Below are 12209 nucleotides of genomic sequence, written 5' to 3' on the forward strand. Positions count from 1 at the left end.
GGCGACACGTCGATACCCTGGTACGGGTGAGCGTCGATACCCGTTGGAAGATCCGCGGTTCCGCGCGGATACCGACCGCGTGGGCACGGCCGGGCCACATCGGGTACATCGGGCCGGATCTGCGGCCCGATACGCACTCGCCGCCGGTCGCGATGCTCACCGTGGGCCTGGACGGACCGCTGATCGTGCACACCACCCGCGGTCTGATTCGCACGGGCAGTTCCTTCGCGCCTGCCCGCACCGCCCACCGCGTCGTTGCCACGCAGGGGTGGATCCTGGTGTTGTTCATCGACCCGTCGAGTGCGCCCGCGACCATGATCGCCGACGAGATGACGTCCGCGGCAGGTACTTTCGGTCTCAGCCACCGCCGCGAGCGCGAACTCGTCGAGCTGTGTGGCCAACCCGGCGTCGACCCGGATCTGCTCTACAACCGCGCCGTCGCGGGCCCGACCCTCGACACGGACGCACGCATCGCCAGGCTCGCCGCCGCGATCCGCGACCAGCCCGCCAACGCGCTGCGCGCCGACCAGATCGCCGCGAACCTCGGCCTGTCCACCGGCCATTTCCTGCACCTGTTCACCCAGCACTGCGGCACCACGTTCCGCGGCTATCAACGCTGGAACCGCATGGTCACCGCGATCACCAACGCCGTCAACGGCCACGACCTCACCCGCTCCGCCATCGACGCCGGCTTCGCCACCCCCTCCCACTTCAGCGAATCCTTCCGCGCCATGATCGGCCTGCCCGCCACCACGATGCTGCAGGCCGGCATCCACTTCGACCTGGGTGCCGGGGCCGTCCGGCCCGGATGAGCAGCTCGGCTGCGCTATCAGAGCAGCAGACGCGCCAGTTCCGCGGGACTGGACACCATGACCATGTGCCCGCCGTCCATTTCGACCGGCTCGATCCCCAGCCGGGAGGCTACGAGTTCGCGCATGAAATCGGCTGGGAGGAATCGGTCGTCGCGCAGCAAGATGAACCGGGTCGGCACCTCGGGCCAAAACGCCAGCGGCCACGGGGACGTCATCGGCGTATCGGACTGGCCGCGCTCGTATTTCTCCGCCTCGGCCCGCTGCTCGGGGGTGAGCTGGTTGTAGAACACATCGTCATCGCCCGAGGTCGCGTGTCCGGTGTTGGCCCACCAATCGCCTGGCGCCTCGCCAGGCGCCGGAATCATCGCCGATACCAACACCATTCGCTCCACAGGCACTCGATCGCACACCAGCGGTGCGGTGAACCCGCCGAACGAGTGCGCCACCACAACAACATCCCGGCGCGCGCCGATCGCCTCGACCACCGCGTCGGCGTATTCCGCCAACCCGGCGCTGTGGTCCTCGCTCGGCAACGACACGGGCACCGCGTCATGGCCGAGCCCGCGCAACTCGTCGGCCACCGGCCCCCAGTAACCCGCCGCGCACCCCGCTCCGGGGATCAGTATGAATGTGCTCACCTGGTCACCGCTCGACCGGTGAGTCTTCGCCGATCCGATCCTCCGAACCGAAGAACTCATCCGCGTCCCGGCACATCGTCGCGCCATCCACCCGCGGCAACATTCGATGGCGGGCGACCAGTTCGGCGGCACTTCGCCCAAGGCGACCTGGTGGCTCCACGGAGACAGGGTACGTCGCCGTCTCGCCGAGTCGGGCGTCTCCAGGTTTAGCGGGTAGTTCGGCCTGACGAAACCGCTGCTCAGCGGGTGGCGCTGGGGCATGATGAAATGTGGAATCCTCGCCCAGTTCGTCTAGTAGGAAGAACCGAGATGGTGCAGCTCACGCTCTCCGCGCAGCGGGCTGCGCTGGAGCGGGAGTGGGCGATGTGGGTGCCGGGCGGGGTGGGGGTTTCGGGGGCAGGGGTGCGGTCCGAGGTGGCGCAGTCCTGGTCGCGGTCGTTGCGGACCGTGGATCCTGGGCGCGATCACGCGCCGGTCAGTGAGACCGATATCGGGCCACGGTGGGCGGAGTCGCCGTTGCGAGGGCCGGTGACCGAGCTGAAAGAGCAGTTGCACAGCGTCGCCGACGACGCGGGCTACGTCGCGGCGGTCACCGATGCTTCGGGGACGATTCTGTGGACATATGGCGGACCCGTGATGCGCAGGCGCGCCGAGCAGGTGAACTTCGCGCCGGGTGGCCGATGGGACGAGGCCCACATGGGGACCAACGCCCTGTCGTTGGCGTTGCGCACCGACCAACCGCACACGGTGTTCTCGGCCGAGCATCTTGTCGCGGCCCTGCACGGCTGGGTCTGTTATTGCGCGCCGATCCGCGCCGCCGACGGGACCCTGCTCGGCGTGCTCGACCTGTCGACGACCTGGAAACGCTCACATCCGCTGGCCATGGCCACCGTGCGCACGATGACCAGCGCCATCGAATCGAAGTTGCACGCCGCCGTGCCCGCGCCCGCCGGAATGCGGCTGACCTGCCTCGGCACCGGCCGGTTGATGCGTGACGGTCAGCAGATCCGGTTGCGGCCACGCCATCTCGAGATCCTGACCCTGCTCGCCCTCGACGACGACGGCTACAGCCACGAACGCCTGCACTACGCCGTCTACGGTGATCGCGCGGTCGGCGCGAGCACTCTCAAATCGGAGATGTCGTACCTGCGCCGCGCCACCGGCGGCGACATCGCCAGTCGCGTCTACCGCTTCACCACTCCCCTGTCCTGCGACGCTGTCGACGTGCTGCGCGCCATCGAGCGAGGCGACCTGGACACGGCCGTCCGCCTGTATCACGGCCCGCTGCTGCCCGATTCGGAGACACCGGGCATCAGCGAATGGCGCGACTACCTCGAAGTCGCCATGCGTAACGCGGTTCTCAACAGCCCGGACGCGAATCACGCACTGACATACGGCGATTCCGCCCCCGACGACATCGCCGTCCACGAACACGCCCTCGCCCTGCTTCCCACCCGCGACGCACGCCGCGCCGTCGCCACCGCACGCCTGCACAGCGCCCTTCGCGCCTGATCGGTCCGGCTTCAACGTTTCATCAACCCTGAGCGGGGATAGTGATGGGCGTCACGATTCACCGGAATCAGCGAGGAGCCACCGCACATGATCTACGCCAAGCCGGGCACCGAGGGCAGCGTCGTCAGCTACGCGCCGCGATACGACAATTTCATCGACGGCAAGTGGATTCCGCCGGTCGAAGGCCGCTATTTCGAGAACACCTCGCCGGTGGACGGGCAGCCGTTCTGCGAGATCGCCCGCTCGAGCGCCGCCGATGTGGAATTGGCGCTCGATGCCGCCCACCGTGCGGCCCCGGCCTGGGGTGAGACCTCGGCCGCCGAGCGCGCCAACATCCTCAACAAGATCGCCGACCGGATCGAGGCCAACCTCGAGGCCCTCGCCGTCGCCGAAACCTGGGACAACGGCAAGCCGGTCCGCGAAACCCTGGCCGCCGACCTTCCCCTGGCGGTCGACCACTTCCGCTACTTCGCCGGAGTGCTGCGCGCGCAGGAAGGCGGCATCAGCGAGGTCGACAAGGACACCATCGCCTATCACTTCCACGAGCCGCTCGGCGTTGTCGCGCAGATCATTCCGTGGAACTTCCCGATCCTGATGGCCACCTGGAAGCTGGCGCCCGCACTGGCCGCCGGAAACGCGGTGGTGCTCAAGCCCGCCGAGCAGACCCCGGCCTCGATCATGAAGGTCGTCGAACTCGTCGCGGATCTGCTGCCGCCGGGAGTTCTCAACGTGGTCAACGGTTTCGGCGTCGAAGCGGGTAAGCCGCTGGCCTCGAGCCCGCGCGTGGCGAAGGTCGCGTTCACCGGAGAGACCACCACCGGCCGGCTGATCATGCAGTACGCCAGCGAGAACATCATTCCGGTCACCCTCGAGCTGGGCGGCAAGAGCCCCAACATCTTCCTGCCCGATGTGATGGCCGCCGACGACGACTACCTGGACAAGGCGATCGAAGGATTCGTCATGTTCGCCCTCAACCAGGGCGAGGTGTGCACCTGTCCGTCGCGCGCGCTGATCGCCTCGTCGATCTACGACGAGTTCATGGCCCGCTGCGTCGAACGCACCAAGGCGATCATCAGCGGCAACCCGCTCGACGAGGCGACCATGATCGGCGCCCAGGCCAGCAACGATCAGTTCGAGAAGATCCTGTCCTACATCGACATCGGCAAGAAGGAAGGCGCCGAGGTGCTCACCGGCGGCGCGGTCCGCAGCGTCGACGGGCTGTCCGAGGGCTTCTACATCGAGCCGACGATCTTCAAGGGCAGCAACGACATGCGCGTGTTCCAGGAGGAGATCTTCGGCCCCGTCGTCGCGGTCACCACCTTCGACTCCACCGAGGAAGCGCTCTCGATCGCCAACGACACCCTCTACGGTCTCGGCGCCGGCGTGTGGACGCGCGATATGAACACCGCCTACCGCCTCGGCCGCGGCATCAAGGCAGGCCGGGTCTGGACCAACTGCTACCACGCCTACCCCGCGCACGCGGCGTTCGGCGGCTACAAGAAGTCCGGCATCGGGCGCGAGAACCACAAGATGATGCTCGATCACTACCAGCAGACCAAGAACATCCTGGTCAGCTACTCGGCGACGAAGCTCGGCTTCTTCTGATGGTGCAGCGCGTCGACCTCACCGAGAAGGCGGCGGCGCTGCTGCGGGACCTGACCGCGCAACACGGCCCGGTCATGTTCCACCAGTCCGGTGGGTGCTGCGATGGCAGCTCGCCGATGTGTTACCCGCGTGGCGAGTTCCGGGTGGGCGGTTCGGACGTGCTGCTCGGGTACCTGCCGGGCGACACCCCGTTCTGGATGAGCGCCGACCAGTTCGAGTACTGGAAACACACCCACCTCACCGTCGACGTGGTGCCGGGCCGCGGCGGCGGATTCTCGCTCGAGGCTCCAGAGGGCGTGCGGTTCCTGATCCGCTCACGCCTGTTCACCGACGAGGAAGCGGCCGCGCTCGAATCGGCGCCGCCGCGAACCGGGTGATCTGAAACACCCGTAATCAGTTCGTTTCCGCAGGTCAGCGGTGCTCGATACGCACCGCTGACCTGACGGATCCACGGCCGTAACAGTCGTCAACCATTCTTCAACCCTCGACGATCACCGTTGCCGCCGAACGCGCTTTGCTTGTTGATGAGGAGCTCCACGTGAGTACAGAAATCAGCCCCGCCACCGGCGAGGGCGCACCGGTCGACGACTATCTCGCCAAACGCACCCTGCGCAAGGGCTCGGCGGGCTGGGTACTGCTCGCGGGCCTCGGCGTGAGCTACGTGATCTCCGGCGACTTCTCCGGCTGGAACTTCGGTCTCGCCGAGGGCGGATTCGGTGGCCTGCTGATCGCCACCGTCGTCATCGCCGCGATGTATCTGGCGATGGTGCTCGGCATGGCCGAGATGTCCTCGGCACTGCCCGCGGCGGGCGGCGGCTACACCTTCGCCCGGCGCGCGCTCGGCCCGTGGGGCGGATTCGCCACCGGCACAGCCGTTCTCATCGAATACGCGATCGCGCCCGCCGCGATCGCCACCTTCATCGGCGCCTACGTGGAGTCGCTGAACCTGTTCGGGATCACCGACGGCTGGTGGGTGTATCTGGCGGTGTACGCGCTGTTCATCGGCATCCACCTGACCGGTGCGGGTGAGGCGCTCAAGGCGATGTTCGTGATCACCGGGATCGCGCTCGTCGGCCTGGTGATCTTCGCGTTCGCGGCCGTCGGCAAGTTCGACGCGGCGAACCTGACCGATATCGCGGCCGATCCCGCGGCGACCGGGTCGTCGTCGTTCCTGCCGTTCGGCTACCTGGGTATCTGGGCCGCCATCCCGTTCGCGATCTGGTTCTTCCTCGCCGTCGAAGGCGTGCCGCTGGCCGCCGAGGAAGCCAGCGAGCCGGAGAAGAACGTGCCCAAGGGCATCATCGTCGCGATGCTGCTGCTGTGCGTCACCGGCGCGGTGGTGCTGTTCCTGGTCACCGGCGCGCTCGGCGCCCAGAGCGCCTCCGCCTCGGGCAACCCGCTCGTCGAGGCGCTGGGCGACAGCTCGATGGCCAAGGTGGTCAACTACATCGGCCTGGCCGGTCTGGTCGCCAGCTTCTTCTCCATCATCTACGCGTACTCCCGCCAGACCTTCGCCCTCTCGCGCGCCGGCTACCTGCCGACCGTCCTGTCGATCACCAACTCCCGCAAGGCGCCGGTGCTGGCGCTGATCGTGCCCGGCATCATCGGCTTCGCCCTCTCGCTCACCGGCAAGGGCGCGATGCTGCTGAACATGGCCGTCTTCGGCGCGGCGCTGAGCTACGTCCTGATGATGGTGTCCCACATCGTGCTCCGCGTGCGTGAACCGAACATGCCGCGCCCGTACCGCACGCCGGGCGGCATCGTTACCACGGCGTTCGCGCTGGTCATCGCGGCCGCATCGGTGGCGGCCACGTTCCTGGTCGACCAGCAGGCCGCGCTGTGGACGCTCGGTGTGTTCGTCGCCTTCATGGCCTACTTCGGGCTCTACAGTCGCAAACACCTGGTCGCCAAATCCCCGGACGAGGAGTTCGCGGCCATCGCCAAGGCGGAATCCGAGCTCGAGTAGACCGTCGGGCACCCGGCAGCGTCGCGCACGCTGCCGGGCTCCGGCGGCCGAGTACATCTCTCGAAAGGGACCCGATGACCGTGTACCGCAGCACAATCGGCGTCACGACCTACACCTTCGACGGTTTGATCGACCTGATGGCGAAAGCCACTCCCCTGCGCAGCGGCGACGAGCTCGCCGGTTGCGCGGCGGCCACCGATGCCGAACGTGCCGCGGCGCAGTGGGCGCTGGCCGAAGTTCCACTCACCACGTTCCTGAGCGACGTACTGGTGCCGTACGAGACCGACGAGGTCACCCGGCTGATCATCGACAGTCACGACCGATCGGCGTTCGCGCCGATCTCACATCTGACCGTCGGCGGATTGCGCGACTGGCTGCTCGCCGTCGCCGCCGCCGGCGATTCCGCGGCCACCCTGGCCGCGGTATCGCCCGGGCTGACGCCGGAGATGGTGGCCGCGGTCAGCAAGATCATGCGCAATCAGGATCTGATCGCGGTGGCCAAGGCGGCCGAGGTGACCGCGGGATTCCGCACCACCATCGGCCTGCCCGGCCGGTTGAGCACGCGGTTGCAGCCCAATCATCCCACCGACGATCCGCGCGGGATCGCCGCCGCCACCTTGGACGGGCTGCTGCTGGGCTGTGGCGACGCGGTGATCGGCATCAACCCCGCCACGGATTCACCGCAGGCCACCTCGGATCTCCTGCATCTGCTCGACGACGTGCGACTGCGCTTCGACATCCCGACCCAGTCGTGCGTGCTCTCCCACGTCACCACGACCATCGGTTTGATCGAGGCGGGCGCGCCGGTGGATCTGGTGTTCCAGTCCGTCGCGGGCACCGAGGGCGCGAATACCGGCTTCGGCGTGAACATTTCGCTGTTGCGGGAGGGGAACGAAGCGGGACGATCCCTGCGGCGCGGCACCGTGGGCGACAACGTGATGTACCTCGAGACCGGGCAGGGATCGGCACTGAGCGCGAATGCCCATCTGGGCGTGGGTGATCGGCCGGTGGACCAGCAGACCCTCGAAGCGCGCGCCTACGCCGTAGCCCGGGATCTGCGACCGCTGCTGGTGAATACGGTCGTCGGCTTCATCGGACCCGAATATCTCTACGACGGCAAGCAGATCATCCGGGCCGGACTCGAAGACCACTTCTGCGGCAAGCTGCTCGGCCTGCCGATGGGCGTGGATGTCTGCTACACCAACCACGCCGAGGCCGACCAGGACGACATGGACACCCTGCTCACCCTGTTGGGTGCGGCGGGTTGTGCCTTCGTCATCGCGGTGCCCGGCGCCGACGACGTGATGCTCGGCTACCAGAGCCTGTCGTTCCACGATGCCCTGTATGCCCGCCAGGTCCTGAACCTGCGGCCCGCACCGGAATTCGAGGCCTGGCTGTCGGGTCTCGGCATGCTCGACGCGAACGGCCGTGTGCGACAGGTGGAACCGCTGTCCTCACCCCTGCGAGCCCTGACAGCCACTCGATGAGCGCACCGCGTCAGCCGGACGAGCCGCTCACGACCATCGACGCAGAAACGGAACCGCCTGTGACCCCACCTGTTCCGGCCCCACCGATCGCCGCTGCGCACGAGACGCAATCGCCTGTCGCCGAAGACTTCTGGCGAGATCTTCGGGGCAGTACGCAAGCCAGAATCGGGCTCGGCCGCACGGGCGACGCGTTGCCGACGACCGACGTCCTCACCTTGCGCGCCGCACACGCCGCGGCCCGTGACGCCGTGCACCTTCCTCTCGATGTCGCGACGTTCACCGAACACATCGCCGCACTCGGCCTCGGCACTCCGGTCACCGTAGCCAGCAGGGCGGCCGATCGCGCCGAGTACCTGCGCCGCCCCGATCTCGGCCGAGTGCCCGACGATCTCACCCCCGTCACCGCTACCGGCGCGGACATCGGCGTCGTTCTCGCCGACGGGCTGTCCCCCTTGGCACTGTCCGAGCACGCCCCCGAACTCCTCGCCGCCCTGGCAACCGAACTCGGCGATCGCTACACCATGGCCCCACCGGTGATCGCCACCCAGGCCAGAGTGGCGCTGGGTGACCACATCGCCGAAGCCATGGGCGTGCGCACCGTTCTGGTGCTGATCGGCGAGCGCCCGGGCCTCTCGGTCGCCGACAGCCTCGGCATCTACCTGACCCACCTACCACGCCCCGGCCGCGCGGACGCCGAACGCAACTGCGTCTCCAACATCCACCCACCCGACGGCCTCACCTACGCCGACGCCGCCCGCGTGGTGGCGGGTCTGGTCGCGGGAGCCCGCGCGCTGGGTCGCTCGGGAGTAGACCTCAAAGACACCTCGCGTACCGAATCGCTGGCCGCAGCCGAAACGCTGACCGTCGACGCGCCGCCGTAGGCACCGTCACCGTGAGCTGACCCAGACACCAGCGTGACGCGGAGCACGTTCGGCATGGAACGGGGCCGATCGCTCCTTAGAGTGATCCCCATGATCCGCACCGCCGCCCTCGCCCATGTCCGCGACCGCAGGCTGATTCAGACGCGCCCCGAAGGCAAAGATGTCTTCTACATGGCGGGCGGCAAGATCGACCCCGGCGAGACCCCTTTACAGGCGCTACATCGCGAGATCGAGGAAGAACTGGGCGTCGGGCTGGCCGGGGTCGCCGAGTTCGGCGTCTTCGAGGCCGAGGCTTTCGGGCACCGCCGCAACACCGGCCTGCACATGACCTGTTTCCGTGCCGAGCTCACCGGAGAACCCCACGCCACCGGCGAAATCGCCGAATTCCGCTACTTCACCGTGAGTGAATACGCCGCGATGGAGCACGTCGCACCCGGTTCGATGATGGTGTTCCGGCGCCTGCACGAACTCGACCTGATCGACTGGTAGGTCGCGCACGGCGTCGATTGGATATCGGCAGAAACGAACCCGTCAACGGTGACGATCCCATAGTCGTGAACCTGCCGATAACCACCGCGCCGATGACAGTGTCCGAACGTCGCGCCGCCCTACGCCAACTCGTCGCACTGTTCGGCCTGATGAACACGATGATCGAGTTGAGTGCGGGCGGCGCGTCGCGGTCGGTGGCCGAACACGCCGCCACCGCGCGCGACCTGGTCGGCGAACTCGTCGCCGACCTCGCCGCGGCGCGCTAGGAGTTCTGTTTCGGTTCGGATTCCTCGACGGCGATCACACCGGGCTCGGTGCCGTCGTCGGCCTTCTGATCCGGTTCCGGGTGCTCGGGTTCGAACGTTTCCGGCAGGCCCTTGAGGTGCTTGTTCATCGAGCGGACCAGCAGCACCGTGCCTGCCAGCAGGATCAGGATGACCAGCAGCCCGAGCGGGGAAGCCTTGCCGAACTCGGGGCCCGTCGGTTGCTGTGCGAGGTAGACCAGCATCACCGGTCGTTGTCCTCGATGCCGGCGAACAGGTCAGTCTCCGGGATGGCGGTGGACACGCGCGTCTTGGCCAATTCGAACTCCTCGGTCGGCCAGAGCCGCTGCTGCATCTCCAACGGGATCGCGAAGAACGCGCCGTTGGGATCGATCTGGGTCGCGTGGGCGCGCAGGGCGTCGTCACGCTGGGGGAAGTACTTCGAGCATTCGATCTGGGTGGTGACCCGGCCCATGATGTCGCCGCGGGCCGCCTGGTACTGCTTCATCCGGTCCAGCCACTCCTGCAGCGGGAACGGTTCACCGATGCGCTCGTACTCCTCGGCGAAGGCTTCCAGTCGCTTCATGCTGAAGCCGTGGTCGTAGTAGAGCTTGAGCGGTGTCCACGGCTCGCCCGCCCCGGGGAACTTCGTGGGATCGCCCGCCGCCTCGTACGCGGCCATCGAGACCTCGTGGCAGCGGATGTGGTCCGGGTGCGGGTAGCCACCGTTCTCGTCGTAGGTGGTGATCACCTGCGGCTTGAACTCGCGGATCACGCGCACCAGCGCCTCGGTGGATTCCTCCAGCGGCACCAGCGCGAAGCAGCCCTCCGGCAGCGGCGGCAGCGGGTCGCCCTCGGGCAGGCCCGAGTCGACGAATCCCAGCCAGTGCTGGCGCACGCCGAGCGCGTGCGCGGCCGCGGCCATCTCCTCGCGCCGGATCTCGTTGATCCGGTCCAGCACACCGGGGGTGTCCATGGCCGGGTTCAGGATGCTGCCGCGCTCGCCGCCGGTCAACGTCACGACGAGCACCTCGACGCCCTCCGCGGCGTACCTGGCGGTCGTCGCGGCGCCCTTGCTCGATTCGTCGTCGGGGTGGGCGTGCACTGCCATGAGGCGAAGGCCACTCACTTCTCGTTCACCGTCGCTCTCGCTCGCGGGTGTCAGATGTCGTTACCTATAGTTCCATCCGACCCCCTGTTTGTTCCGACCACCCCCGGGAGCGCGAAAACGATGACCGAGCCCGCACCCGACTCCGCCGCGACCTCGGCCGCCGCAGCAGCGCGACACGCCGATCGATATGGCACAAAACCACCTGCGCGTCGCCTGTGGCTGATGGTTTTGCTCGGTGTCGGCGTGGTGGCGGCCGGCTTCGCGGTGGCCTATCTCGGCTTCCAGAAATATGGCCCGAAGGCGATCGAGACCGAGCAGCTGGGTTACGTGGTCGTCGACGACGCCACCCTGGACATGCGGATCAAGGTCACCCGCGACGACCCGCAGCAGGCCGTGGTCTGCTTCGTACGGGCGATGGACCGTGACGGCGCCGAGGTGGGCCGGCGCGAAATACTCGTGCCGGGCTCGGACTCGACCAGCGTGCAGGTGAGCACTACGGTGAAGTCGTCGGCACGCGCTTCGGCGGGCGATATTTATGGTTGCAGCGACCAGATTCCCGGGTATCTGCGCACCAGCGATCAGTGAGCCCGCACCAGCGATCAGTGACACTGCACGGCGAATAGCCCGCCTGACTAGGCTGACCTGCATTTTTGTGAGACATGCTAAAATGGGCTGATACACGGTTCCGGGGTTCGGAGCCGTGTTTGCTGCATTGGCGGCCAGCGGTGCTGTTTGCGGGTATCGGGTTCACCCCCAGGATCGCTCCAGCCGTCGGGCTGGTGCATGCCCTCCTTCGGGAGGTTTCGCGCTGGTTTCAGGGAATCCCGGTGCGCCGGGAACAACTACTAGGGAGTGATCGAGATGACCGAGAATGTGACCTGGCTTACCCAGGAGTCGCACGACAGGCTCAAGGGCGAGTTGGACTCGCTCATTGCCAATCGTCCGGTCATTGCCGCCGAGATCAACGAGCGCCGCGAAGAGGGCGACCTCAAGGAGAACGGTGGCTACCACGCCGCGCGTGAAGAGCAGGGTCAGCAGGAGGCGCGTATCCGCCAGCTGCAGGAACTGCTGAACAACGCCAAGGTCGGCGTCGCCCCCACCAAATCCGGTGTGGCACTGCCGGGCTCGGTCGTCACGGTCTACTACGACGGCGACGAGGGCGATACCGAGACCTTCCTGATCGCGACCCGCGAAGAGGGACTCGGCGCCACCGGCCTGGAGGCCTACTCGCCGAACTCGCCGCTGGGCGGGGCGCTGATCGACGCCAAGGTGGGCGAGACCCGCGAGTACACACTCCCCAACGGCAACACCATGAAGGTGACGCTGGTCAGCGCGGAGCCGTACCACAGCTGAGCTCGCTGAACCCGAACGTCGAGAACCCGAACGCAAGCGGCCGCATCCGGATACCGGATGCGGCCGCTTCGTAATGTGTGTCGGGTACCGCA

14 protein-coding genes are annotated in these 12209 nt (G+C 67.3%); 11 read left to right on the forward strand and 3 right to left on the reverse strand.

Annotated features, from left to right (window positions below):
• Positions 1-26 precede the first annotated feature (26 nt).
• On the forward strand, positions 27-812 hold the full coding sequence (locus ACWGCN_RS31160) for a helix-turn-helix domain-containing protein (RefSeq protein WP_452458900.1): 786 nt from the start codon (positions 27-29) through the stop codon (positions 810-812).
• A 17-nt stretch (positions 813-829) separates the two neighbouring features.
• Here the strand turns inward: ACWGCN_RS31160 and ACWGCN_RS31165 are convergent, their stop codons facing one another.
• Positions 830-1450 carry an alpha/beta fold hydrolase gene (locus tag ACWGCN_RS31165; RefSeq protein ID WP_452458901.1) on the reverse strand — a complete coding sequence of 207 codons (621 nt, stop codon included), beginning with the start codon at positions 1448-1450 and terminating at the stop codon, positions 830-832.
• 309 nt (positions 1451-1759) lie between these two features.
• On the opposite strand from ACWGCN_RS31165, the gene ACWGCN_RS31170 reads away from it, so the two are divergent.
• The 8 genes from ACWGCN_RS31170 to ACWGCN_RS31205 all read left to right on the forward strand — a co-directional run bounded on the left by ACWGCN_RS31170 (position 1760) and on the right by ACWGCN_RS31205 (position 9656).
• The gene (locus tag ACWGCN_RS31170) at positions 1760-2962 is read left to right on the forward strand and encodes a transcriptional regulator (protein ID WP_452458902.1); all 1203 of its coding nucleotides are present in this window, start codon (positions 1760-1762) and stop codon (positions 2960-2962) included.
• 87 nt (positions 2963-3049) lie between these two features.
• The gene (gene adh, locus ACWGCN_RS31175; protein ID WP_378993073.1) at positions 3050-4567 is read left to right on the forward strand and encodes an aldehyde dehydrogenase; all 1518 of its coding nucleotides are present in this window, start codon (positions 3050-3052) and stop codon (positions 4565-4567) included.
• Complete coding sequence (locus tag ACWGCN_RS31180) at positions 4567-4944, forward strand: DUF779 domain-containing protein (protein WP_452458903.1); 378 nt, start codon at positions 4567-4569, stop codon at positions 4942-4944. The genes adh and ACWGCN_RS31180 overlap by 1 nt, the downstream gene beginning before the upstream one ends.
• A gap of 161 nt (positions 4945-5105) precedes the next feature.
• Positions 5106-6533, forward strand: a complete 1428-nt coding sequence (gene eat / locus ACWGCN_RS31185; RefSeq protein WP_387445859.1) for an ethanolamine permease — start codon at positions 5106-5108, stop codon at positions 6531-6533.
• Positions 6534-6607: 74 nt separating this feature from the next.
• A complete protein-coding gene (locus ACWGCN_RS31190) occupies positions 6608-8020 on the forward strand; it encodes an ethanolamine ammonia-lyase subunit EutB (protein WP_452458904.1) in 1413 nt (470 codons plus the stop codon).
• 59 nt (positions 8021-8079) lie between these two features.
• Positions 8080-8901 carry an ethanolamine ammonia-lyase subunit EutC gene (eutC, locus tag ACWGCN_RS31195; protein WP_452458905.1) on the forward strand — a complete coding sequence of 274 codons (822 nt, stop codon included), beginning with the start codon at positions 8080-8082 and terminating at the stop codon, positions 8899-8901.
• 90 nt (positions 8902-8991) lie between these two features.
• Entirely contained in the window at positions 8992-9390 is a 399-nt protein-coding gene (locus ACWGCN_RS31200) for an NUDIX hydrolase (RefSeq protein WP_378636247.1), read from the forward strand.
• Between the two features lie 92 nt (positions 9391-9482).
• Positions 9483-9656, forward strand: a complete 174-nt coding sequence (locus tag ACWGCN_RS31205; RefSeq protein ID WP_378993080.1) for a hypothetical protein — start codon at positions 9483-9485, stop codon at positions 9654-9656.
• Here the strand turns inward: ACWGCN_RS31205 and ACWGCN_RS31210 are convergent.
• Together ACWGCN_RS31210 and mca are read right to left on the reverse strand one after the other, a co-directional pair.
• Positions 9653-9898 (reverse strand): hypothetical protein, encoded by a 246-nt coding sequence (locus ACWGCN_RS31210; RefSeq protein ID WP_378636354.1) that lies wholly within the window; start codon positions 9896-9898, stop codon positions 9653-9655. The genes ACWGCN_RS31205 and ACWGCN_RS31210 overlap by 4 nt on opposite strands.
• Positions 9898-10764: a mycothiol conjugate amidase Mca gene (gene mca, locus ACWGCN_RS31215; RefSeq protein WP_452458906.1), complete on the reverse strand. Its 867-nt coding sequence runs from the start codon at positions 10762-10764 to the stop codon at positions 9898-9900. The genes ACWGCN_RS31210 and mca overlap by 1 nt, the downstream gene beginning before the upstream one ends.
• A gap of 222 nt (positions 10765-10986) precedes the next feature.
• Between mca and ACWGCN_RS31220 the strand changes: the two genes are divergently transcribed.
• Together ACWGCN_RS31220 and greA are read left to right on the forward strand one after the other, a co-directional pair.
• Positions 10987-11349 (forward strand): DUF4307 domain-containing protein, encoded by a 363-nt coding sequence (locus tag ACWGCN_RS31220; protein WP_452453403.1) that lies wholly within the window; start codon positions 10987-10989, stop codon positions 11347-11349.
• Positions 11350-11625: 276 nt separating this feature from the next.
• On the forward strand, positions 11626-12117 hold the full coding sequence (gene greA, locus ACWGCN_RS31225; protein ID WP_056813695.1) for a transcription elongation factor GreA: 492 nt from the start codon (positions 11626-11628) through the stop codon (positions 12115-12117).
• The last annotated feature ends 92 nt before the right edge of the window (positions 12118-12209 follow it).

The sequence above is a fragment of the Nocardia sp. NPDC055050 genome (assembly GCF_053608345.1).